Source organism: Arthrobacter sp. V1I7 (assembly GCF_030817015.1).
Classification (GTDB): domain Bacteria; phylum Actinomycetota; class Actinomycetes; order Actinomycetales; family Micrococcaceae; genus Arthrobacter.
In genome coordinates, this window is record NZ_JAUSYS010000001.1 from 2,687,577 (window position 1) to 2,709,884 (window position 22,308).

Consider the following 22,308-nt stretch of genomic DNA (forward strand, 5'->3'; position numbering starts at 1 on the left):
GCCACCCGCGGCCACCTAGACGCACGCGGCCAGGAACCAAGCAGGCGACCCCGCAGGACCGGAGCAGCCGCCCGCAGCGAGGACTGAAAACAAAATGGCCCGCCCCGCTCAGGGAGCGGAACGGACCATATATTCGGTGGGCGATACTGGGTTCGAACCAGTGACCTCTTCGGTGTGAACGAAGCGCGCTACCACTGCGCCAATCGCCCCGATGCCATTGAATGCTAGCCCACCCCGGCGGATATCTGAAATCGAACCCTCCCTGGCGCGAATGTCTCCACGGGACGGCCGACTGGGTGACCCGGCGGGACCGCCGTCGCCGCCTCCCTCGACTCAGGTAGCCGCCGCCGCATCCCCGCCCTGCTTCACTGACGCCGCCCCTCGCGGCCACTAATTACAGCCCTGTAATTAGCAAAAACCCCTAGAATCCAAGGATGCACGGGTGCCGTGGCCGCCTTGGACAACACGATTTGTAGATTGCCTGAACCTCCTATAGAGTTCTTACTCGTTGGAACGCGAGGAAATGCCGATTGCGGCGCGGAATTGCTGACAATAATGCGGACGTAGCTCAGCTGGTAGAGCACCACCTTGCCAAGGTGGATGTCGCGAGTTCGAATCTCGTCGTCCGCTCGCAGGACACTGTCACGGCAACGGTTCTTCGGAATCCTGTCTACACGGTGGGTTGGCCGAGAGGCGAGGCAGCGGCCTGCAAAGCCGTATACACGGGTTCGAATCCCGTACCCACCTCGGTGAAAACCCTGGTTTCCGGTTCCGGCCGGATGCAAGGGGCGATTGGCGCAGCGGTAGCGCGCTTCCCTGACACGGAAGAGGTCACTGGTTCGATCCCAGTATCGCCCACCAAAGCGAGGAAACTTGCTTGACCCAGTACCACCGGCCCGGCCGGCATGGACTGAAATGCGGACGTAGCTCAGCTGGTAGAGCACCACCTTGCCAAGGTGGATGTCGCGAGTTCGAATCTCGTCGTCCGCTCTCTGTTTGACCAGAATTTACAACTCCACTCCGGACCCTTCCGGTTGCGGGCGATTGGCGCAGCGGTAGCGCGCTTCCCTGACACGGAAGAGGTCACTGGTTCGATCCCAGTATCGCCCACCACAAAAGCAGCTCCCCCGGGGCTGCTTTTTTTGTACCCCGTTCTGCTTATTCCCCTGAGGGCGGACACCCTTGGCACCCCCACCAGCGCCGACTAGGGTGGAAATCGCAAGGAGCGATCTGGCTCCGCGACCGAAGGGAGGTGCCCGTGGGTTTACTTGACGATCTAAAGGGCAAGGCTCAGCAAGTTATTGGTGGCAATCATCACGCCATCAAGAACGGCATCGAAAAGGCCGGCGATTTCGTCGACTCCAAGACCGGCGGAAAGCACGCCGACAAGATCGATTCCGTTCAGCGGGGCGCTTCCGACTTTGTGGACAAGCAGAACGGCACGCCAGGCACTACGCCGGCGGCCGGGCAGCCTCCAGTGGACGGACAGCCTCCCGTCAACGTTGAGCCCCCTGTTACCGGCGTTGAGCCCCCTGTTACCGGCGAACCCCGGCAGCAGGGTCTTTAGCCAGGAACGTCAGCGAGGTGCCGGTCCCGCCGAGAGGCGGCGCCGACGCCTTCGGCGTTTAACAGGGCCATAACAAAGGCCAACGAACAGCGCGGAGTTCCAAGGGGCCCAGTCCGAGCAAGGAATGGGCCCCGTGGAACTCCGCGTCGTTGTTTAGGAGTCGTTGTTTAGGAACCAGCGTCGCCGTTTAGCAACCAGGTCGCCATTTAGGAACTAGGAGGGTTCGTGGTTCTGGCCCTCGCGCGCCAGGGCGGTAAGCCGGGACACGGCGCGGAAATACTTCTTCATGTATCCCCCGGTCATCATCTCCTCGGTGAACAGCTGGTCGAAGGGAACACCGCTGGCCAGGATCGGAACATCCTTGTCATAGAGCCGGTCGGCCAGCACCACAAAGCGCAGCGCAACGGCCTGTTCCGTGATGGTGTGCACGTTCTTCCACACCACGCCTTCGATGCCGTCCAGCAGCTGGCGGTAACGGCTCGGGTGGACACCGGCCAGGTGGTTGATCAGGGTGCTGAACTCGTCGCTGGCCACCGTCTTGCCGTCGAATTCGGCCTTCATGTGATATGTGAGCTCATCATTGCGCAGCGGAGACGGTGCGGCGGGCAGTCCGCGGTGCCGGAAGTCTTCGCCGTCGATCCTCACGACATCGAACTGGTCCGCCAGGACTTGGATTTCGCGGGCGAAGTCGACGGCGGCAAAGCGGCCGTCGCCGAGGGAACCGGGCAGGGTGTTGGAGGTCGCCGCGAGCTTGACGCCGGCGTCGGCCAGCTCGCGCATCAGCCGGGACATCAGCACGGTGTCACCCGGATCGTCAAGCTCGAATTCATCAATGCAGACGAGCCTGTAGTGGCTCAGCGCCTCCACCGTTTTGCGGAATGACAGCGCGCCGACCAGGTTGGTGTATTCGACAAAGGTCCCGAAGGCCTTCGGCCCGGGAGCGGTGTGCCAGAGCGAGGAGAGCAGGTGCGTCTTGCCGACGCCGAAGCCGCCGTCGAGATAGATCCCGGCACGTGAGGTGTCCTTCTTGCCGAACAGGCGCTTGAAGAGTCCGTCGCCGTCCCGCGCGCCGACTCCGGCCGCGAATCCTTCGAGGGCCCGGACCGCGGCGGACTGGCTGGGCTGGGACGGATCCGGCCGGTAGCTGGAAAACGACACCTCACCGAAACGCGGCGAGGGATAAAAACCCTTGAGGAGTTCATCCACTGAAACTGCCGGGGTGCGGGCGGCGAGCTGTTCGATCTGTACCAAGGTGGTCCGTTCTGCTGGTCTCTTGTCCCCAGAAAGAATACCGGCAATGCGGGCACTGCCCTGCGTTCCGGACCTGCGAGCGGACCCGAAAGCTGACCGAAACCGTGACCAAGGCCATGTTTCCGAGTGTGAACGAGGCGGGACATTCCCGGGGTGGCGTGGTTAGGGTTGGAGAAGACCCGGCGCCGCGATCGATCCTTCCGCGTCCCGGCCCTGACCGTTTCAGTGAAAGGCCACCACCATGCCCTATCCCGTTGAGCAGAACGAAAAATTCGCCGCCTACGCCCACCCTGAGCGCCTGGTCTCCACGGAGTGGCTCGCAACGGCGATCGAGGACGGGGCACTGGAGGGCGGCAGGCTCGTGGTGCTCGAGTCCGACGAGGACGTGCTGCTCTATGAGACCGGCCACATCCCCGGTGCGGTCAAGATCGACTGGCACACCGAGCTGAACGACGAGGTCACCCGCGACTTCGTGCAGGGCGAGGCCTTCGCCGCCATGGTCGCGGCCAAGGGCATTTCCCTTGACAGCACCGTGGTCATCTACGGCGACAAGTCCAACTGGTGGGCCGCCTACGCCCTGTGGGTCTTTGAGCTCTTCGGCCACGAAGACGTCCGGCTGCTCGACGGCGGCAGGGACAAGTGGATCGCCGAGCACCGCGCGCTCACCACCGAGACCACCGTGCCGGTTCCCGGCGAGTACCCCGTCGTGGAGCGCGACGACGCCCCGATCCGCGCCTTCAAGGACGATGTCCTGGCGCACCTCGGCAAGCCGCTGATCGACGTCCGCTCCCCCGAGGAATACACCGGCCAGCGCACGCACATGCCCGCGTACCCCGAGGAAGGTGCCCTGCGCGGCGGCCACATCCCCACGGCGGCCTCCATCCCGTGGGCCCGAGCGGCTGCCGGCGACGGCACCTACCGCAGCCGCCCGGAACTGGAGGCGCTCTACCTGGGTGAAGCCGGGCTTAAGGAAGGCGACGACGTCGTGGCGTACTGCCGCATCGGCGAGCGTTCCAGCCACACCTGGTTCGCCCTGAAGTACCTCCTCGGCTTCGACACCGTCCGCAACTACGACGGCTCCTGGACCGAGTGGGGCAACGCCGTGCGGGTTCCGATCGCCAAGGGCGCCGAACGGGGCACCCTTCCGGCTGCCCGTTGAGGCTCCGGCCGACCGGGACACAATCGCCCACCATGCGTAAGCTGGGAGTGATGAATACTTCTGCCCTCCCCGCCGCACTGGCGGAAATTGTTGACGACTTCCAGGCCCTGACCGAACCTGAACGGCTGCAGCTGCTACTTGAGTTCTCGCAGGGGCTGCCGGAGCTCCCGGACCGGCTCAAGGACCACCCGGAACTGTTGGAGCAGGTGGTGGAGTGCCAGACTCCGCTGTTCCTGAGCATTGAAACCGAATCGCACGACGGCGCCACGCCCGACAGTGTCCGGCTCTACTTCAAGGCACCGCGGGAAGCCCCGACCACCCGGGGCTTTGCCGGCGTGCTGCATGAAGGACTCGACGGTCTCAGCCCCGCCGAGATCCTGGCTGTCCCGGACGACATGCCGGAACTGCTGGGCCTCACCCGCGCCATCACGCCCCTGCGGATGCGCGGCATGACGGCAATGCTCGGCCGGATCAAGCGCAAGGTCTCCGCACTCCCGCAGCACTCCTGACGGCGGGAACGCTCAGATGGCCCGCAAGCAGGCGTCCCAAGGAACTCCGGCCACCGCAGCACTCGCGGCGGCCGGGGTTTCCTTTGTCTCGCACCCCTACAGCCAAGACCCGGCGGCGGCCAGCTACGGACTGGAAGCGGCGCAGCTGCTCGGTATCGATCCCGCCCGGGTCTTCAAGACCCTGATGGTCGACGTCGACGGGCGGCTGGCAGTCGGCGTCGTTCCGGTCAGCGGAAACCTTGACCTCAAGGCGATGGCCGCCGCCCTGGGCGCGAAGAAGGCCGCCATGGCCGACCCCGCCGCCGCGGAACGCCGCACCGGCTATGTACTCGGGGGTATCTCACCGCTCGGGCAGCGCCAGCCCTCCCCCACCGTTGTGGATGACAGCGCCCTGGGCCTGGACACGATCCTGGTCTCGGGCGGCCGGCGTGGCCTGGACATCGAGCTGAGCCCGGCCGAACTGATCCGGATCACCGGCGCCCGCACGGCCCGGATCGGCACCGGCCGGAGTTAGCCACGGCCCAGACACCGCCGGGATGACACTTGACCCCAATGTTTCCGGGGGAGCTTTGGGATCTGCTTTTTGTCCGTGCGAGGCTCGAGCTAATCCCGGGCGGCCTGGCCCGGGTTAGACCTCGGTGCGAGCTGCCGCCTTAGCCATGCCGTCACCAGCCGGTCCCAGCGTTCCGGGTCCACGTTCCATTCCTTCGTGTGCAGGGCACGGTCGAAGGCCTCGAAGGTGACCATCTCCGGGTTTTTTTCGGCCAGGGCGGCGGAGGGCCCGTAGGGGACATACTCGTCGTCGACGCTGTGGATGATGAGAGTCGGCGTCCGCAACTCCACCGCGCGCGAAACCCAGTCCATCGTCTTCAGGTCCACCGGCGCGGCGAGTCCGGTCAGCCGGCGCCCCAGCTTGTGGCTCATCATCAGCTGCCCATACCGGCCGACGGCGGAGGGGATCCGGTTCAGTTCCGCGTGGTGCGCCAGCACGTTCACCCAGTCGATCACCGGGGCGTCGAGGACCATGGCCCGGATCAGGTGGTGGTGCCGGGAAAGGTCCGCGGTCTGGAGGCAGATTGCCCCGCCCATCGACCAGCCGAACAGCACGACCTCGCGGGCGCCCTGCTCGAGGGCGTAGCCGATGGCCGCTTCGACGTCGCGCCACTCCGTCGAGCCGAGACCGTAACGTCCGTCCAGGGCCGAGGGCGCGAGGCCGTCATTGCGGTAGGAGATCAGCAGGCTGGTCAGGCCCAGGTCGTGGGCGGTGCGTGCCGCCCGGACGCCTTCCTGCCGGCTGGCGCCCCGGCCATGCACCATGATCGCCCAGACCTCCGCTTCGGGTGCCGGGACCAGCCACGCGGGCGCGGTCCCGCCGTCGACCTCGATCTGCACTTCTTCCGCGGCAAGGCCCATGCTCGCCGGGTCCGGATGCGCAGCGCCGCTCCACCAGCCGCGCCGGGCCGTGCTGAGGTCGCCGCTGTAGACGGTTTCGACTTCCCGCATCACGGTGCGCTCCGCCGGCGAGTAGGACACGATCCGGCCGATCCGCGCATGCCCCCGGCCGCCGTCAAAAAGGAAGCCGTAGACACCCTCAACGGTGTTATCGGGCGTGGCGGCCAGGATGACCTGTTGCCCCTGTCCGTCACGGATCACCGCAAGAATTTCCTGGTCCTCCTCGCGGACGCGGGCCGGAGTGATCACCCGGCGCGCGAAATACAGGGCGAGTGCGGAGGACCCGGCGGCGAGCAATCCGGCCGCGGCGCTCCCGCCGATGATGCCGCCCACCACCCACTTCGCACCGCCGGGCAGCGCATCCCCGGTGCCGGGGGCAAGGGCCCCGGGAGCCGCAGTGGCGGTGACCGCACTGCCGCGGAGAGTCCCCTGCCGGAACGGGTTGCGGCGGAAAGTCCTGCTGCGGAAAGTGGAGACCGATTTCGGGTCGGGCAGGAGGCGCTGGAAGGAAGCCATGCCACCATTCTTACCGAACTCCCCGCCCCAGGCCGCATCCGGCCGCTTCGGGCGCTTCGGACGCTCTGGATGCCTCAATCCGTGCGGGGCCGGCGGCGCCGGACTAGGCTGGGGGCATGAGTGATCCAATCGTCATTTTGACAGAAGAGCCCCTCGGCCGCGACGACCGCGTCAACATCGAAACCCTCGTTGCCGGCGGTGACGCGCCATTGGTGGTACTGGTCCCGGCTAATACCGAGCGGCATCTGCTGGTGGATTTCCTGGAGAACCTGTCCCTGCTGGAAGTCTCCAAGGCCTTCCGTGACCTGACGGCACACTCCGACCCTGCCGAGGAAAGGGCTGAGGCCGCCGAAACGCTGGCATCCTCAGTGGCAGCCCTGCGCGGCATCGGCGGCGGCGTCTCGGGAGAAATCGTCGAGGGCAAGCCGGTGGACGGCCTGGTCGCCAAGGTCAAGGAACTCGGCGCGGGGCAGGCAGTGGTGATCACCCGTCCGCACGCCATCGCAGACACCTTCCACACCGACTGGGCCAACAAGGCCCAGGACAAGCTGGGCCTGCCCGTCCTGCATCTGTATGCGGGATCGGGATTTATCGGGGACTCCTGAGCGTTATTGAGGCTATGAGCATTTTTAACAACAGGCCAAAAGTCCTGTCAACAGATTCCTCCGCTACCGGCCCTGCACCTGCCGCCGAATCCGGCAAACCGGCGGTTGAAAAGCCGGAGGAGCAGTGGCGCCAGGAGCTGACGCCCGAAGAGTACCGGGTACTCCGCCAGGCCGGGACCGAGCGCCCGTACACCGGTGAGTACTGGGATACCCACACCGCGGGCGTCTACCAGTGCCGGGCGTGCGGCAGCGAGCTCTTCACGAGCAACGAGAAGTTCGATTCGCACTGCGGCTGGCCCTCCTTCTGGGCCCCGCTGGCGGAGGGCACCGTCCGCTACATCCATGACCGCACGCTGGGCATGGAACGCGTGGAAGTCCGCTGCGCCGCCTGCGACTCCCATCTGGGCCATGTGTTCAAAGGCGAAGGCTACGGAACCCCCACCGACCAGCGCTACTGCATCAACTCGGTCTCCCTGAAGCTCGTCCCGGCGGACGACGCCGGGAAGTAACTGCCCGGACGACGGCGGAGCGGTGCGGCCTCGCCTCCACCGGAATAGGGCAGCCACGCCCCCCACTGGAGCTGGGCGGGTTTTCCGGGTCTCATGCCCCAGACTTTCTTATGCTCAGTCCTATTTTGCATTAGGACTCCTGTTTGCTTGCTACGCTCGCCGTAGATACCAAATAAGAGACGCAGCCGCACCCGCGATGCCTCGCAGCAAACAGAAAGGGCCTGCGACGATGACCACCACCGCACTCACTGCCACCGCCCCCATCACCGCCGGCACGCCCGGGTGGCTACGGCTTAAGGCTGCCGCCACCGCATTGCAGGCACTCCAGACGCAGGACGGCTCCGTTCCCGAGGCCGCCGACCATCCGGCCGCGGCCGGTCACGTTGAAGCCATCACCTCAGCCATCCAAACCCTCGCCCCGGCCTTCCCGCACGACGCGGATTACCTTGAGCTCCTCGTCGTCGACTTCGGACGCTGGGCCGCGGCCGGCTTCGGCGTCCCCGACTTCCTGGACTCACTGCAGGCCTTCCAGCCGCAGCAGCACCGGATCAACGGACTGCAGCACCTCGTGGTCTTCCCGATGTACACCCAGAACGGCAGCAACAACCGGCTGGTCGAAGCCGTGCTGATCCAGGTCATCTGGCCCGAGTTCATCGCCGGACTGGAGGCGGGCGAATACTCCAACAAACTCTTCGTCCCGATCCGCTTCCTCGACTTCACCCCCGGGTACAACACCAACTCGGCGGTCCTCTTCCCGGAAAGCGTTGCCGTCCGCGAAACCCCCACGTTCACCTGGGGCGCCATTTTCGCGGACCGCGAGGCGGCCCGTTTCCGCCGTGTGCTCCAGGCCGCGGCGGACATCACCTCGCTGCAGCTGCCCGAGGATGCCGCGGCCCTGCTTGAGGACCAGGATCTGACCCAGGAAACCTTCGTCATGTGGGACCTCATCCACGACCGCACCCACATGCGCGGAGACCTGCCCTTCGATCCGTTCATGATCAAGCAGCGCATGCCGTTCTTCCTCTACTCCCTCGAGGAACTGCGCTGTGACCTGACCGCCTTCCGCGAATCCGTGAAGATCGAAAAGGACGACGACGCGGACCCCGAAGCCCGCCGGCACGCCAAACTCGTCCAGTACGCCGTCATCTTCGACCGCATCTTCCGCTTCGCCATCACTGGCAGCCGGGTCCGCAACTACGACGGCCTCGGCGGGCAGCTGCTGTTCGCCTGGATGCACCAGCACCACGTGCTGCACTGGACGGACAGCAAGCTCAGCATCGACTGGGACGAGGCGGCCCACGTCGTCGTGGAACTCGGTGCCCGGATCGAGGAACTCTACTGGCGCTCGATTGACCGGCCGAAGATGGCCCACTGGCTCGCGGCCTACGAGCTGATCTCCGGGACCGTCACGCCCCACCCGGCCTCCGTCTGGGCCAAGGGGCCGGGCGCGCTGCCGCTGGAGGGACCGCCGCGCGGCCTCACCGACCAGGTCCTTGACGACGAGTTCCCGCTGTCCATGTTCTACGAGGCCCTGGAGAAGAAAATGCGGCCCGTGATCGAATCCACCGCCGGCATCACGGGATCGTCAGACTCCAGCACCGGCACCAGCAAAGACACAGCCGCCGGCGCCACTACGGCACTGAACGCAGGATGAGCGCAGCACGGATCCTGACCGTGGTGGTCACGGGCGGCAGCGGCCCCTCCGGGATCGCCACCGCCCGCGCCCTGCACCACGCCGGGCACACGGTCTTCACGGTCGGCTCCGACGGGCCGCGGATCGAGGCGGCCGCCGCGGAAGCGGGCAGCGGGGTCACCCCGCTGGTCTGCGACCTCGCCAGCCCGGCGGAGGTCCGGTCGCTGCACGCCACGATCACCGCCGGAACGGGAACAGTCGACGGCGTCATCCACCTCGTCGGCGGTTGGCGCGGCGCGAAGGGCATCGCGGACCAGAGTGACGAGGACTGGGACTTCCTGGAACGGAGCGCCATCACCACGGTCCGCAACGTCACCCGGGTCTTCTACGACGACCTCGCAGCCTCGGCCACGGGCCGCTTCGCCATGGTGTCCTCCACCGCGGTCAGCAGCCCGACGGCGGCGGCTGCCAGCTATGTGGCCGCCAAGGCCGCGGCCGAGGCCTGGACCCTCGCGGTGGCGGACGGATTCCGCCGCGACCAGACCGCGGCCGCCGGCAGCACCGGCAGCACCGGCAGCACCGGCGGGCCCGGCAGCACCGGCGGGCCGGCGGAGCTGCGCAGTGCTGCCTCCATACTGGTGGTCAAGGCACTCGTGGACGCCGGGATGCGGGCGAAGTCCCCCGAGCGCAGCTTCCCCGGTTTCACGGATGTCGAGGAGCTGGCCGCTGCCGCCGTCGGGCTCTTCACCACCCCGGCGGCCGAGCTGAACGGGCAGCGGCTGCTCTTGAGCCGTTGAACCCATGCCCTGGCTTTAGCCCTTGGCCCCGGACCTCCTTAGACTGAAAGTGTGAGCAAACCCATGACAAGCACCGTTGAAACCGCCCGCGCCAGCAACGCGGGACGGCTCCATGACCCGTCCGTCCGCGGCTTTGCCTCGGATAACTACTCGGGCGTCCATCCCGAGGTGCTGGCTGCGCTGGCCGCCGCCAACGAGGGCCACCAGGTCTCCTACGGAGAGGACGACTACACCGCCCGGCTCCAGCAGCTGATGGAAGAGCTCTTCGGCGAGGGAATCGAGTGCTTCCCGGTCTTCAATGGCACCGGCGCCAATGTGCTGGCGCTGCAGTCCCTGCTGCCCCGGTGGGGAGCTGTCATTTGCGCGTCCACCGCGCACATCAACATGGACGAGAACGGAGCCCCGGAGCGGATCGGCGGCATCAAGCTGCTGCAGGTCCACACCACCGACGGCAAACTCACCCCCGAGCTGATCGACAACGAGGCCTGGGGCTGGGGCGACGAACACCGCGCCCAGCCGCTGGCCGTGTCCATCACGCAGACCACGGAACTGGGCACCTGCTACACCCCGGAGGAGGTCCGGGCCATCGCTGAGCATGTCCATTCCAAGGGCATGAAACTGCACATGGACGGCGCCCGGCTGGCCAATGCCGCCGCCCACCTGAATGTGCCGCTGCGGGCCTTCACCAGGGACGCCGGCGTGGACATCCTCTCCTTCGGCGGCACCAAGAACGGGTTGCTCTTCGGCGAGGTCGTCGTGGCGCTGAACCCGGAAGCGGCCCACGGCCTGGTCTACCTGCGCAAGATGAACATGCAGCTGGCCTCCAAGATGCGCTTCATGTCCGCACAGTTCATCGCGCTGCTCGAGGGTGACCTGTGGCTGCGCTCGGCCTCCCACGCCAATGCGATGGCGGCCCGGCTGCGTGCCGGCGTCGAATCGATTCCGGGAGTCCAGTTGAGCCAGAAGACCGAATCCAACGGCGTCTTCGCGGTCCTGCCGGCCGGTGTCGCGGACCGGCTGCGCACCTCCTTCCGCTTCTACGACTGGAATGAGGCGGCCCGCGAGGTCCGCTGGATGTGTTCCTTCGACACCACAGAGGAAGACGTTGATGCCTTCATCGCGGCCATCAAGCGCGAGCTCGCGGCCCTCTGACACCGGCCGCCGCCCGCCCCGCTTCCGCCGGGCCCGCCGCTGCCCTGCCGGCACGTGCCCGGCCGGGCAGCGGCTTGCCCGCCCGGCCGGGCGGCGAGCCTGCCGGGCTTCCCACCCCGCGTTGCATAATCTTCCATTGTGAACGCACTCGACCAGGTTCCGGCAGATTTCCTCTTTGCCCTGGGAACCCTTCGACAAGCACGGTGCCGCAGTGAACTGCGCCTGGAGGAGATTCCGGCGCCCTCGAGGCTGGCACCCTTCGCCGTGGCCCTCGGGGCCGAAGTCCTCGTCCCGGGAGCCCCGGGAGCCGGAGCCGTCCATGGTCCGGCGGCAGCCGCCCTCGCGCCCGCTTCGGGGAGGGACGACGTCGAACTGGCCACCGGCCGCTTCATCCTGCTGCATGATCCCGACGGTTCCGCGGTCTGGGACGGGGAATTCAGGATCGTCACGTACATCCGCGCCCAGCTGGAGCCCGAGATGGGCAATGACGAAATGCTCGGTTCGGTCGCGTGGACCTGGCTCGTGGAAGCCCTGGACACCCATGCCGCGCCCTACCGTTCGGCCGGCGGCACTGCGACGAGGGTGTTGTCCGAAAGCTTCGGCACGCTCTCCGACCGGCCCAATTCGATCGACATCGAACTGCGCGCCTCCTGGACCCCTGCCAGCGCGGACATCACCTTGCATCTGGAGGCGTGGTCAGCAATGGTCTGCACTTTCGCGGGTCTTCCGCCGCTGCCTGAGGGCGTCTCCCCGCTTCCCCGCCGCCGGCGCGATCAGCCTTGAGCGGGCGCCGCTTCGGCCCTGATTTAGCCGGGGCGAAGTCCCCCGCGCCGGGTTGTCGGTAAACTGGAGTCATCATGACCCCTCAAATACCGGAAATCACCACGGCCGGCGCTCCGGCCGCTGAAACCCCAGCCCATATCACCGTGGAGGGCTTCGACAGCCTGGTCCCCGAGGTAATCGACCTCGATGCACCGCGCGACGGCGTGCCGCTGGTGATCGAAACCCAGTCCGGCCTGGAACGTTGCGCCGCGGCTCTTGCCGCAGGCCACGGCCCCGCCGGAGTGGACGCCGAACGGGCCTCCGGCTTCCGTTACGGCCAGCGCGCCTTCCTGGTCCAGATCCGTCGTGAAGGTTCCGGCACCTGGCTGATCGACCCCGAAGCCTTCGGCGACCTGCGGATCGTCAACGAAGCCCTGAGCGGCGTGGAATGGATCCTCCACGCAGCCAGCCAGGACCTGCCCTGCCTGTCCGAGCTCGGCATGTGGCCGGACAAGCTCTTCGACACCGAGCTCGCAGCCCGACTCGCCGGCCTGCCACGGGTGGGCCTCGCTGCCGTCATCGAACAGCTCCTGGGCTTCGGCCTGGCGAAGGAACACTCTGCCGCCGACTGGTCCACGCGCCCGCTCCCGGAACCCTGGCTGCGCTACGCGGCCCTCGACGTCGAGGTCCTCACCGAGCTGCGTGAGGAACTCATTGAGCTCCTCGTGGCGGACGGCAAGCTCGACTTCGCCGAACAGGAGTTCGCCGCGATCCTCGGGGCCGGTCAGGCCCCGCCCCGCGTCGACCCCTGGCGCAAGACCTCCGGACTCCACCAGATCCGCGACCGCCGCCAGCTGGCCGCTGTCCGTGAACTTTGGCTGGAACGCGACTCACTGGCGCAGAAGCGCGACGTTGCGCCCGGCCGGCTCATTCCGGACTCGGCCCTCGTGTCCGCGGCCAAGGCCATGCCCAGCACGGTCCCGCAACTGCTGGGCACCAAGGGATTCCACGGCCGCGCCGCCCAGCGGGAGGCGCCGCGCTGGCTGCGCTGCATCAGCACAGCCCGGACCCTCGAGGAGCTCCCGCCGCTTCACCTGCCCACCAACGCTCCCCCGCCGCCGCGCGTCTGGGCGGACCGCGATCCGGAGGCCGCCGCACGGCTTGCCACCGCCCGGCCCAAGTTGCAGGCCAAGGCGGAGGAACTGAACCTGCCGGTGGAGAACCTGCTGACCCCCGACTACCTGCGCCGGGTAGCCTGGCGTCCGCCGGCGGAACTCAGCGAGGATGGTGTGGCAGAGGAACTGCAGAACCTTGGCGCGAGGCAGTGGCAGATAGAACTCACCGCCCCGCTGATCGCTGAGGCCTTCCTCAACCCGGGCCCGCTGCCGGAAAGGGCCGCTAAGGCTGCAGCGCCTGAGGCCACAGCCGAGCCCGCCGAGTAGCGCCGGCTCCTCCGGGCCGTCGGTCGTTCCGGTCCAGGGTTTCTCCACCCTCCCCTGCCTCGCGTCGACTGTGTCCTAGCTGTCGGGTCCCCAGCCACGCCGGCCACGGCCGCCGCGGAGAACAGCTCGCCGTCCTCGGACTTGACGCGGGGTTGCTGCGCCTGGCCGCAGGGTCGGCAGCCCTGGTCCGCACCCGCACTCCGCGCAGGAGCTGTCCCTAGCTACCTACAAGGTTTCCCTAGGCGGCTGCGATCAGGATGAGCGAAATCCGCGAAGGAATCGGGGCCTCATGCATTCTCGTACCAGCCAGTTCACAGATCGGGGCTTGAGCCGCCGCCAGTTCGGATTGGTGCTGGGCGGCGGCGCTTTCCTGCTGCTGGCGGGAGGCACCTACGGCGTTGTCGCGCGAAGTCCGCAGCACACGACCCCCGGCGTCGCCACAGCATTCGGATCCCTGACCGTGGTCCGTGCCGGGCGACTTGCGCGCCTGGATGCCCAGGGCCGAACCGCCTTCAAGAGTCTGGCGGCAGCAGCTTCGCACATCACGGAAGGCACCGGTCCCGGGAGCGGCACCCAGTTCCGGCGGGTCAGCACCAGGGAAGACCTGGGCGGCGCCGGCCACGGCCACGACGCCGAAACCTTCGAGGATCCGGCGGGGCCGGAACCGGTGAACCTTACGTGGGCGGACGTCGTGTTGCTGGAAGTACAGCTTCAGAACGCCGGGCCCCAGCCGGTCCTGTTCAGCCCGGGGCAGCTTCGTTTGAAGCTGAGATCGCCAGCTACAACAATTACCCCACAGGACTCCGACCGCGCCCCGGGCCCCCTCGCTCCGCATGGCACCGAGCACATTCTGATCAGCTACCTGGCGCCGCGGGATTCCCTGGACCTGGAGCTGGAGTACTCGGACGAGCATCAGGACCGGACCCTGCCGCTTTCGCTGCCCGCCCTGACGGCGAACGGGGCGCGGCCATGAACACCTTGGACATCCACATCAACGAAGGTTACGTGCCGATGGTGGACGGCTCTCTGGTGTATCACCGGGGCTTCGGCGAGCGCCGCACCACGGTGTCGGACGCGCTGCCATCGCTGGTTCTGAGTCCCCGGGTCTTCACGGCCGCCGGGCAGGCTGTGGCCAGCAGGACCTATCCGCTGGCCGCCGCCTTGCCGCCGCACGGCAGGCCCGCACCGCTGCTGCCGGACCCGGCGCATCCCGGAGAGTACCTGGCGAGGAGGGGACACTGGGCCAGCTATTTTCCGGACCGGACCCTCATAGCCGAGACCGGCAGCACCATCCGGGTGATCGTGCGCAACCATCTTTCGCAGCCGCACGAACTCCGGTTCCATAGCGCCGGCCCAACCGGCGGGGATGTCGGGACGGGCCCGGTAGCTCCGGGAGCTTCACGCCTCCTTGAGTTCACGGCACCGCCGCCTGGAACCTACCTGTTCTCGGACCCGGGCAACGATCCCGTGGAACGGACCCTGGGCCTCTACGGCGGACTCGTGGTCATAGACCCCCGCAATGCCTGGCAGCTCTCCCCCGGCGGGACGGAGTTTGAGCGCCAGTGGCTATGGTTGTGCCACGACGTGGATCCTGGCTGGGCCCGCATCGCTTCCCGCGGCCAAACCGTGAATCCGGCCTCAACACCGGCCGTGCCACGGTACTTCACCGTCAACGGGTACGCGGGTTTCCAGTCGCTGGGAGCCACCACAGATGACGTATTGAACGAACGACGGAAGCAGGACACCCTGCCCTCGGGCCATCCGCGCGACACTGACGTGCGGAATTTCAGCGCCTCGCCCGGCCCCGGCGCCGTCCGCACCGGCCAGCTGATGAGAATGGTCAACGCGGGGATCGTGGACCATCAGCTGCACTTCCACGGCAACCACGTCTGGACCGTGCGCGCCAACGGCGTTGACTTTCCCCGTTCCGGTGGACGGGTCAGCGCGACGGGGGACGTCCTGCTCCAGCAGTGGGAGGACACCGTTCAACTGGCTCCGCTGGACCGAAAGGAGTCAGTGCTTCCGGTCCGGCGGCCGCCCGAGGTGGTGGACGAAGTATGGAAGGCCAGGACTGGCGACTGGACTTATCCGATGCACTGCCATGCGGAGCCCTCACAGACAGCTGCCGGCGGCCTCTACCCCGGCGGTCTCGTCGCCGACTGGGTACTGGCCGCGGACTCGAGCCCTGAATCGGGTCTTCCCGGCACCGCGGCGGACGGCCACCACAAGTACCGGAGCCAGGTGGAATTCGCCTCCGAACAACCCCATGAGGGAAGCCCCGAAACCCAGTTTGCCCTGCGTCCCGACGTCACCATGGAATTCGACTTCTTCAGCAGGAAATTGAAGTTCCCGAACGGCTCCGAACACGAAATCTGGAGCTTCGAGAATGGCAAGTCGGGGCGCGGACTCCCCGGCCCCTTGTTGCGGCTCACGGAGGGCCAGTTGTTCCATGGAACCGTCAAACCCAGCAAAAAGGTCCACACCATCCATTGGCACGGCATCGAACCCGACCCGCGGAACGACGGCGTCGGCCACACCTCGTTCGAAGTCACCGGGCACTACACGTACCAGTGGAGGCCGGAGGTCGGCGAGTCCGGGAACCCCAACCGCGGCTCCTCCGGAACCTACTTCTACCACTGCCACGTCAACACCCCGCTGCACGTCCAAATGGGAATGTTCGGGCCGATCATCGTCGATCCCCCAGTCAGCAAAACCTCCCCGCCGCCACCGGGGACCCGCCGCCATTCGGTGGACGGGCCACTCTACGACATCGCGACAGAGACTCTGATCGCGCCGTTCTCGATCGACGCGCGCTGGCACGAGCTGAACCATGCGGCCGGTTTGTCCGGAGACGACGCGGGCCTCAACCGCTTCGAGCCCAAACACTTTGTTCTCCTCGGCGGCACGGTCGCCAACCGCCCCAGAGGCGACAGGGTATGGGCGGTCTCCGCGATGCGAGCCAACGTTGCCGGCGGCCGCAACGCCCCGACCCTGGTGCGCATGGTGAACGTCGACTACTTCCCGACCCGCACACGGTTCCTGGACGCGGCCGGCAAACCGGCGAACATTGCCGAACTCATCGCCCACGACGGCCGCCCTTTCTGGAATACTCCCAATCCGACCGGCCCCGCCGTACAGCCCTCGCTGGCCGGCCAGCCGCTGCTCACGAGCATCATCAGGTCCGGTGCGGCAGAGAAGTTTGATTTCCTGCTGCGCCCGCCGGCTGCAGGGCGCTACACCGTCGCCATCGACTACGTGCACTGGATCACGGGAAGGATCCTGGCCACCCGGACCGTCGCCGTCACCGCGGCCTAGGAGCCCGCACTGCCGGCACGGCCCGGTCTCGCTGGCCCCGTGCAACGGCCTGCGGCTGGACACCTTGCCAGCTATATTACTCATGAGTAACATAGTGACTGATACCGCCTGGACGATGGCGCCGTTGGCTCCCGCTGCCACCGGCCCCGGTCCGGCACCCATGTCTCAATGAGGAGTACCACGTGAGCCAAGCCCGCAGCAGCGGAAAACCCAGTAGCGGAAAACCCAGCAGCGCGAATCCCCGCACCGCAGGTCCCCGCGCCGTCCGCGATATCGTCTTCGTCGACGGCGTCCGCACCCCCTTCGGCCGCGCGGGCGAGAAAGGCATCTACGCCGGAACCCGCGCCGACGACCTCGTGGTCAAATGCATCCGGGAACTGATGCGCCGCAACCCGTCCCTGCCCGCAGACCGCATCGACGAGGTCGCCATCGCCGCCACCACCCAGACCGGCGACCAGGGCCTGACCATCGGACGCAGCGCCGCCCTGCTGGCCGGCCTCCCCCGCACCGTCCCGGGTTTCGCGATCGACCGGATGTGCGCCGGCGCGATGACCGCCGTGACCACGACGGCGAGCGGCATCGGCTTCGGCGCCTACGACGTCGTGATCGCCGGCGGTGTCGAGCACATGGGCAACCACCCGATGGGCGCCGGCGCGGACCCCAACCCGCGCTTTCTGTCCGAACGGATCGTGGACCCGGCCGCCCTGAACATGGGCAACACGGCCGAGAACCTGCACGACCGCTTCCCGGCCATCACCAAGGACCGCACCGACGCCTACGCCGTCGCGTCCCAGGACAAGCTGGCGACCGCCTACGCCAACGGCCAGATCCAGCCGGACCTGGTCCCGGTCGCCACCATGAAGCCCGGCCAGGGCTGGACGGTCAACACCGTGGACGAGCCGCCGCGGCCGGGAACGTCGCTGGATGACCTCGCCGCGTTGAAGACCCCGTTCCGGGCCCATGGCCGGGTCACCGCCGGCAATGCCGCCGGCCTCAACGATGGCGCCACGGCGGCCCTGCTCGCTTCCGCTGAGGCCGCCGAGGAGCTGGGCCTGCCGGTTCGCATGCGGCTGGTCAGCTACGCCTATGCCGGGGTCGAACCCGAAGTCATGGGCATCGGACCGGTCCCGGCCACCGAAAAGGCGCTCAGGAACGCCGGCCTCGGCATCGCGGACATCGGCCTCTTCGAAATCAACGAGGCCTTCGCCGTCCAGGTGCTCAGCTTCCTGGACCACTTCGGCATCGCCGACGACGACCCGCAGGTCAACCGCTACGGCGGAGCGATTGCCGTCGGGCACCCGCTGGCGTCCTCCGGGGTGCGGCTGATGAACCAGCTGGCCCGCCAGTTCGAGGAGGATCCCTCCGTGCGCTTCGGCATGACCACAATGTGCATCGGACTGGGCATGGGAGCCACCGTCATCTGGGAGAACCCGCACCACGCCGAGTACGGCGAAGCCGTCGGTACTGCAGACGCCGAAGCCGCCGAGACCACCACCACCGAGACTGGAGCCGCAGCATGAGCGCCGCCGATTTCCGCCAGCTGGCCGATCTCTTCCCGAACGAGACGGTCACCCACTCCTACGTCCAGGACATAGAGCTGCCCCCCGTCGACGGCACGAGCCCCGGCACCTTCGCCCTGGTCACCCTGGACAACGGGCTGGACCACTCCAAGCCGACCACGCTGGGCCCGAACACCCTGATCGAACTGGGCACCATCCTGGAAGGACTGAAGGAGCGCGCCGCCCGCGGCGAGATCGTCGGCGTCGGCGTCACCGGCAAGCCGTACTTCCTGGCGGCCGGGGCGGACCTGTCCACGGTGAAGTCCCTCAACGGCCGCGACGACGGGCTGCGGATGGCCCGGCTGGGCCACGACGTCTATGCCACCCTGGCCAACCTCGGAGTCCCCAGCTTCGCCTTCATCAACGGTCTCGCCCTCGGCGGCGGCCTGGAAATCGCACTGCAGTCGACCTACCGCACGGTGTCCACCGGCGCCGGCGCGCTGGCCCTGCCCGAGGCCTTCATCGGCCTCATCCCGGGCTGGGGCGGCGTGTACATCCTGCCGCGGCTGATCGGTCCCGAGAACGCCCTCAAGGTGATGATCGAGAACCCGCTGAGCAACAACCGCACCCTCACCGGGCCGCAGGCCTACGAGCTCGGCATGGCCGACGCAATCTTCGAGCCCGCCGACTTCGTGGAGCAGTCCCTCGGGTGGGCCGCGCAGGTCATCGCCGGCACCGCGGCGCCGGAACGTGCCAACGCCGTCGACCCTTCCAGCCCGGGGGTTGCCGAACGCTGGGCGCGGGCCGTCGCCGCCGGCCGCGCCTTCGTGGAGGCCAAGACCTCGAACGCCTCACCGGCGCCGGCCAAGGTCCTGGACGTGATGGAAGCCAACCGCACCATGACGCAGGCCCAGTCCGCCGCACTCGAATGCGAGACCCTGGCGGACCTCATGCAGACCGACGAGTTCCGCTCCACCGTCTACGCCTTCCTGGACCTCGTGCAGCGGCGCTCCAAGCGCCCGGCCGGCGCCCCGGACCGCAAGCTCGCGCGCCCGGTGACCAAGATCGGCGTCGTGGGCGCGGGCCTGATGGCCAGCCAGCTCGCACTGCTTTTCGCCCGCCAGCTCAAGGTGCCCGTGGTGCTGACGGACATTGACCAGGCCCGGGTGGACAAGGGCGTGGGCTATGTCCACGCCGAGGTGGACAAGCTGCTGGCCAAGAAGCGGATCAGTCCCGACGCCGCCAACCGGACGCGTGCCCTCGTGACCGGTTCGGTGTCCAAGGACGCCTTCGCCGACGCCGATTTTGTGATCGAGGCGGTGTTCGAGGAACTCACCGTCAAGAAGCAGGTCTTCAAGGAACTCGAGGCGATCGTCTCACCCGAGTGCATCCTCGCCACCAACACCTCCTCGCTTTCCGTCACCGCGATGGCCGGGGAGCTGCGGCACCCCGAGCGGCTGGTGGGGTTCCACTTCTTCAACCCGGTGGCCGTGATGCCGCTGCTGGAGATCGTCCGCGCGCCTGCGACCGACGACGCCGCGCTGGCCACCGCCTTCGAGCTCGCCAAGGGACTCAACAAGACCGCCGTGCTCGTCAAGGACGCCCCGGCCTTCGTGGTCAACCGCATCCTGCTGCGCCTGATGGGCGAAGTGACTGCGGCGTTCGACGAGGGCACTCCCGCCGGGGTGGCGGACAATGCCCTGCGCCCGATGGGCCTGCCAATGACGCCGTTCACGCTCGGCGCCATGGTAGGGCTGCCGGTGGCGCAGCACGTCCAGGAATCCCTGCACGCTGCCTTCGGGGGCCGCTTCCCGGTCTCGCAGAACCTGCAGAAGCTCATCGACAACGGTGTGAAGTCCATCTGGGCACCCGGGAACGGCCCGGACGGCAAGCCGTTCATTCCGGCCGAGACCCTGGCCCTGATGTCCTTCGGCAACACGCCGTCCACCGGCGAGGATGTGCTGCGCCGGACGCAGGATGCGCTGGCGGAGGAAATCGGGATGATGCTCGATGAGGGCGTCGTGGCGGGCCCCGAGGACATCGATCTGTGTATGATCCTCGGCGCGGGCTGGCCGATGTTCCTCGGCGGCATCACTCCCTATCTGGACCGGGTCGGCGCCTCCGAGCGGGTCACCGGCAGGAAGTTCCAGACGCCGGGGGTGGCGTCCGGGCCAGCCGCGTAAAGCCCGCCGCTGCCGGCGACAGCCGCCGTTCGGTCCCACGACTGTGGCGCTCCGGGTGGCGGCCGTTGCCGTGTGCGGCAGCACGGGAACACAGCTCCCGGCCATCACTCTCCGGGCGCCAGCGCCGCCTCGAGAAGGACCCGCTGCAGCCAGGCGATGTAGCGCTCCTCCGTCCACCCGGCCTGCACCACCAGGTGTTCATACTGATAGGGGGACGTGAGAAGCCAGAGCGTCAGCGCCACCTCTTCCACCGGAACATCCGTCCGCAGCCCCGCGCGCTGCTTCAGCAAGCGGGCGATGGTCACGAAGTCCGCACGGATCCGCTCCTGCAGGCCGGCATGCGCGGAAGCGATGTCCGGGTCGCCCTGTGCGGCAGCCGCCGTCGCCTGCCACAACTGGCCTATCCTGCCATTGAGTTCCGCGGCGAAGGAGGCCAGGCCCAACAGTCCATCCCTCACATTCTCCTGGGCGAGCACTGCCTGCGCCTCGGCACCTCGAGGATGGCAGTGCGGAACGGTAGCGCCGCGGACTGGTAGTTTCCCTTGCCATATTGACTACTGCCCACAGCAATGAAAACTGGGACAACACAACCACCCAGCAAGGAGACACCATGGCATCGGTACTCGTCTGCTCCAGCCCCTTGGTCGGCCACGTCACGCCGATGCTCGCGGTTGCCGCCGGCCTGGTCGAACACGGGCACGGTGTCCGATTCCTGGCCGGTCGGCGCTTCGAGGACCAGGTCGCCCGGACCGGTGCCTCCTTCATCCCGCTGCCACCGGAGGCGGATTTTGATGACAGCCGCCTGGATGATGCCTTTCCCGGGCGCATCGGCCTGAAGGGGCCAAAAGGGATCCGCTTCGATATCCAGGAGATTTTCATGCGTCCGGGCAGGGCTCAGTATGAAGCCATCCTCGCCGCGTCCGCGGTGCGCCCGGTCGACGCTGTCCTGGCCGAATCACTCTTCATGGGCGCGGCGTTGCTGCTGGCCGGACCACGGTCCGGCCGGCCCGCGGTCATCAACTGCGGCATCGTCCCGCTGAGCCTGGCCAGCCGGGACACCGCCCCGTACGGGCTGGGCATTCCCCCGATGCCGGGATTGCTGGGGCGGGTTCGGAACCGCGCCTTGCAGACCCTGACCGAAAGGGTGGTCTTCGGTCCGGTGCAGAAGTACGCCGACCACGTCGCCCGGGACGTCACCGGCTCGCCATTCCCGACCTTCTTCATGGACTGGCCCCGCGCCGCCGACCGTATCGCCCAGTTCACCGTTCCGGATTTCGAATACCCGCGCTCCGACCTTCCCGGAACGGTCCACTTCGTCGGTCCGGTGTCTTCCGGCGGCAAGGGGTCCACCGGCGCTTCCGGCGCGGCCACGCTGCCGCCATGGTGGGATGATCTCGACGCCGGCCGCCCGGTTGTCCACGTCACCCAGGGAACCGTCGCGAACAGGGACTTCGACGACCTGGTCCGTCCCACCGTCGAGGGCCTGGCGCAGGACGACGTCCTCGTCGTGGTCAGCACCGGCGGCCGTCCGGTGGACACGCTCTCCGGCCCGCTGCCGGACAACGTCCGGGTCGCCTCCTACCTGCCCTACGACGAACTGCTGCCCAGGACCGACGTCCTGGTCACCAACGGAGGCTACGGCGGAGTGCAGTTCGCGCTCCGGCACGGCGTGCCGCTGGTCGTGGCAGGCCAGACCGAGGAAAAGCCCGAAGTGTGCGCCCGCGTGGCCTGGTCGGGCACCGGAATCAACCTGCGGACCAACCGGGCCAGGCCCCAAGCCGTCGCCAGAGCAGTCCGCGCCGTCCTGTCCGACAGCTCCTACCGGGAAGCGAGCAGCCGGATCGGCAGCGCGATCCGTGCCTCGCGCGGCGTGGACGGGCTGGCCGACCTGGTGGCGGACGTCTGCAGCGGCAGTCCGGTGGAACGCGAGTAAAGGGATACCGGCCGCCCTGGCATC

General features: G+C 67.6%; 19 protein-coding genes and 6 tRNA genes. 21 read left to right on the top strand and 4 right to left on the bottom strand.

Annotation, left to right across the window (positions count from 1 at the left end):
- Positions 1–137: 137 nt before the first annotated feature.
- A tRNA-Val gene (locus tag QFZ69_RS12395) sits at positions 138–209 on the bottom strand.
- Positions 210–557: 348 nt separating this feature from the next.
- On the opposite strand from QFZ69_RS12395, the gene QFZ69_RS12400 reads away from it, so the two are divergent.
- The 6 genes from QFZ69_RS12400 (at position 558) to QFZ69_RS12425 (ending at position 1,567) form a co-directional block, all read left to right on the top strand.
- Positions 558–630: transfer RNA gene (locus QFZ69_RS12400), tRNA-Gly, on the top strand.
- Positions 631–676: 46 nt separating this feature from the next.
- A tRNA-Cys gene (locus QFZ69_RS12405) sits at positions 677–747 on the top strand.
- A 39-nt stretch (positions 748–786) separates the two neighbouring features.
- Positions 787–861, top strand: a tRNA-Val gene (locus QFZ69_RS12410).
- Positions 862–917: 56 nt separating this feature from the next.
- Positions 918–990 (top strand) — tRNA-Gly (locus QFZ69_RS12415).
- Positions 991–1,038: 48 nt separating this feature from the next.
- Positions 1,039–1,113, top strand: a tRNA-Val gene (locus QFZ69_RS12420).
- Between the two features lie 145 nt (positions 1,114–1,258).
- Complete coding sequence (locus tag QFZ69_RS12425) at positions 1,259–1,567, top strand: antitoxin (protein WP_306918561.1); 309 nt, start codon at positions 1,259–1,261, stop codon at positions 1,565–1,567.
- Between the two features lie 213 nt (positions 1,568–1,780).
- On the opposite strand, the gene zapE is transcribed toward QFZ69_RS12425, so the two are convergent.
- A complete protein-coding gene (zapE, locus tag QFZ69_RS12430; RefSeq protein WP_306918563.1) occupies positions 1,781–2,818 on the bottom strand; it encodes a cell division protein ZapE in 1,038 nt (345 codons plus the stop codon).
- 241 nt (positions 2,819–3,059) lie between these two features.
- On the opposite strand from zapE, the gene QFZ69_RS12435 reads away from it, so the two are divergent.
- The 3 genes from QFZ69_RS12435 to ybaK are packed head-to-tail and all read left to right on the top strand — an operon-like array spanning position 3,060 to position 5,000.
- The gene (locus QFZ69_RS12435; RefSeq protein WP_306918565.1) at positions 3,060–3,977 is read left to right on the top strand and encodes a sulfurtransferase; all 918 of its coding nucleotides are present in this window, start codon (positions 3,060–3,062) and stop codon (positions 3,975–3,977) included.
- Between the two features lie 50 nt (positions 3,978–4,027).
- Complete coding sequence (locus QFZ69_RS12440; protein WP_306918567.1) at positions 4,028–4,486, top strand: SufE family protein; 459 nt, start codon at positions 4,028–4,030, stop codon at positions 4,484–4,486.
- Positions 4,487–4,502: 16 nt separating this feature from the next.
- Positions 4,503–5,000, top strand: a complete 498-nt coding sequence (gene ybaK / locus QFZ69_RS12445; protein ID WP_306918568.1) for a Cys-tRNA(Pro) deacylase — start codon at positions 4,503–4,505, stop codon at positions 4,998–5,000.
- 89 nt (positions 5,001–5,089) lie between these two features.
- Here ybaK and QFZ69_RS12450 read toward each other — a convergent pair whose 3' ends face one another.
- Positions 5,090–6,454, bottom strand: a complete 1,365-nt coding sequence (locus tag QFZ69_RS12450) for a S9 family peptidase (protein ID WP_306918570.1) — start codon at positions 6,452–6,454, stop codon at positions 5,090–5,092.
- Positions 6,455–6,570: 116 nt separating this feature from the next.
- Here QFZ69_RS12450 and QFZ69_RS12455 point away from each other — a divergent pair, with 116 nt between their 5' ends.
- From QFZ69_RS12455 to QFZ69_RS12505, 11 genes are all read left to right on the top strand, one after another.
- Complete coding sequence (locus QFZ69_RS12455) at positions 6,571–7,059, top strand: hypothetical protein (protein ID WP_306918572.1); 489 nt, start codon at positions 6,571–6,573, stop codon at positions 7,057–7,059.
- Between the two features lie 14 nt (positions 7,060–7,073).
- Positions 7,074–7,568, top strand: a complete 495-nt coding sequence (gene msrB / locus QFZ69_RS12460; protein WP_306918575.1) for a peptide-methionine (R)-S-oxide reductase MsrB — start codon at positions 7,074–7,076, stop codon at positions 7,566–7,568.
- A 229-nt stretch (positions 7,569–7,797) separates the two neighbouring features.
- Positions 7,798–9,222 carry a DUF6421 family protein gene (locus QFZ69_RS12465; RefSeq protein ID WP_306918576.1) on the top strand — a complete coding sequence of 475 codons (1,425 nt, stop codon included), beginning with the start codon at positions 7,798–7,800 and terminating at the stop codon, positions 9,220–9,222.
- Positions 9,219–9,998, top strand: a complete 780-nt coding sequence (locus tag QFZ69_RS12470; protein WP_306918578.1) for an SDR family oxidoreductase — start codon at positions 9,219–9,221, stop codon at positions 9,996–9,998. The genes QFZ69_RS12465 and QFZ69_RS12470 overlap by 4 nt, the downstream gene beginning before the upstream one ends.
- A 63-nt stretch (positions 9,999–10,061) precedes the next feature.
- Positions 10,062–11,150: a low specificity L-threonine aldolase gene (locus QFZ69_RS12475; protein ID WP_306919670.1), complete on the top strand. Its 1,089-nt coding sequence runs from the start codon at positions 10,062–10,064 to the stop codon at positions 11,148–11,150.
- Positions 11,151–11,285: 135 nt separating this feature from the next.
- On the top strand, positions 11,286–11,933 hold the full coding sequence (locus QFZ69_RS12480) for a DUF3000 domain-containing protein (protein WP_306919671.1): 648 nt from the start codon (positions 11,286–11,288) through the stop codon (positions 11,931–11,933).
- 74 nt (positions 11,934–12,007) lie between these two features.
- Positions 12,008–13,354: an HRDC domain-containing protein gene (locus tag QFZ69_RS12485; protein WP_306918580.1), complete on the top strand. Its 1,347-nt coding sequence runs from the start codon at positions 12,008–12,010 to the stop codon at positions 13,352–13,354.
- 289 nt (positions 13,355–13,643) lie between these two features.
- Entirely contained in the window at positions 13,644–14,327 is a 684-nt protein-coding gene (locus QFZ69_RS12490) for a hypothetical protein (RefSeq protein WP_307000153.1), read from the top strand.
- Complete coding sequence (locus tag QFZ69_RS12495) at positions 14,324–16,669, top strand: multicopper oxidase domain-containing protein (RefSeq protein WP_306918583.1); 2,346 nt, start codon at positions 14,324–14,326, stop codon at positions 16,667–16,669. The genes QFZ69_RS12490 and QFZ69_RS12495 overlap by 4 nt, the downstream gene beginning before the upstream one ends.
- Positions 16,670–16,941: 272 nt before the next feature.
- Positions 16,942–18,189, top strand: coding sequence for an acetyl-CoA C-acyltransferase (locus QFZ69_RS12500; RefSeq protein ID WP_306919672.1), 1,248 nt, complete (start codon positions 16,942–16,944; stop codon positions 18,187–18,189).
- Positions 18,186–20,351, top strand: a complete 2,166-nt coding sequence (locus QFZ69_RS12505) for a 3-hydroxyacyl-CoA dehydrogenase NAD-binding domain-containing protein (RefSeq protein ID WP_306918584.1) — start codon at positions 18,186–18,188, stop codon at positions 20,349–20,351. Before QFZ69_RS12500 ends, QFZ69_RS12505 begins: the two co-directional genes overlap by 4 nt.
- A gap of 104 nt (positions 20,352–20,455) precedes the next feature.
- Here the strand turns inward: QFZ69_RS12505 and QFZ69_RS12510 are convergent, their stop codons facing one another.
- Positions 20,456–20,827, bottom strand: coding sequence for a hypothetical protein (locus QFZ69_RS12510; protein WP_306918586.1), 372 nt, complete (start codon positions 20,825–20,827; stop codon positions 20,456–20,458).
- Between the two features lie 134 nt (positions 20,828–20,961).
- Here QFZ69_RS12510 and QFZ69_RS12515 point away from each other — a divergent pair, with 134 nt between their 5' ends.
- Positions 20,962–22,284, top strand: coding sequence for a glycosyltransferase (locus QFZ69_RS12515; protein WP_306918587.1), 1,323 nt, complete (start codon positions 20,962–20,964; stop codon positions 22,282–22,284).
- The last annotated feature ends 24 nt before the right edge of the window (positions 22,285–22,308 follow it).

What these genes read in the sequence shown, in the direction of transcription:
- QFZ69_RS12475 (WP_306919670.1), top strand. Translation starts at nt 10,062, where the DNA reads ATGACAAGCACCGTTGAAACCGCCCGCGCCAGCAACGCGGGACGGCTC.
- QFZ69_RS12505 (WP_306918584.1), top strand. Translation starts at nt 18,186, where the DNA reads ATGAGCGCCGCCGATTTCCGCCAGCTGGCCGATCTCTTCCCGAACGAG.
- QFZ69_RS12435 (WP_306918565.1), top strand. Translation starts at nt 3,060, where the DNA reads ATGCCCTATCCCGTTGAGCAGAACGAAAAATTCGCCGCCTACGCCCAC.
- msrB (WP_306918575.1), top strand. Translation starts at nt 7,074, where the DNA reads ATGAGCATTTTTAACAACAGGCCAAAAGTCCTGTCAACAGATTCCTCC.
- QFZ69_RS12450 (WP_306918570.1), bottom strand. Translation starts at nt 6,454, where the DNA reads ATGGCTTCCTTCCAGCGCCTCCTGCCCGACCCGAAATCGGTCTCCACT.
- QFZ69_RS12495 (WP_306918583.1), top strand. Translation starts at nt 14,324, where the DNA reads ATGAACACCTTGGACATCCACATCAACGAAGGTTACGTGCCGATGGTG.
- QFZ69_RS12465 (WP_306918576.1), top strand. Translation starts at nt 7,798, where the DNA reads ATGACCACCACCGCACTCACTGCCACCGCCCCCATCACCGCCGGCACG.
- QFZ69_RS12485 (WP_306918580.1), top strand. Translation starts at nt 12,008, where the DNA reads ATGACCCCTCAAATACCGGAAATCACCACGGCCGGCGCTCCGGCCGCT.
- QFZ69_RS12490 (WP_307000153.1), top strand. Translation starts at nt 13,644, where the DNA reads ATGCATTCTCGTACCAGCCAGTTCACAGATCGGGGCTTGAGCCGCCGC.
- ybaK (WP_306918568.1), top strand. Translation starts at nt 4,503, where the DNA reads ATGGCCCGCAAGCAGGCGTCCCAAGGAACTCCGGCCACCGCAGCACTC.
- QFZ69_RS12515 (WP_306918587.1), top strand. Translation starts at nt 20,962, where the DNA reads ATGGCATCGGTACTCGTCTGCTCCAGCCCCTTGGTCGGCCACGTCACG.
- QFZ69_RS12440 (WP_306918567.1), top strand. Translation starts at nt 4,028, where the DNA reads ATGAATACTTCTGCCCTCCCCGCCGCACTGGCGGAAATTGTTGACGAC.
- QFZ69_RS12470 (WP_306918578.1), top strand. Translation starts at nt 9,219, where the DNA reads ATGAGCGCAGCACGGATCCTGACCGTGGTGGTCACGGGCGGCAGCGGC.
- QFZ69_RS12455 (WP_306918572.1), top strand. Translation starts at nt 6,571, where the DNA reads ATGAGTGATCCAATCGTCATTTTGACAGAAGAGCCCCTCGGCCGCGAC.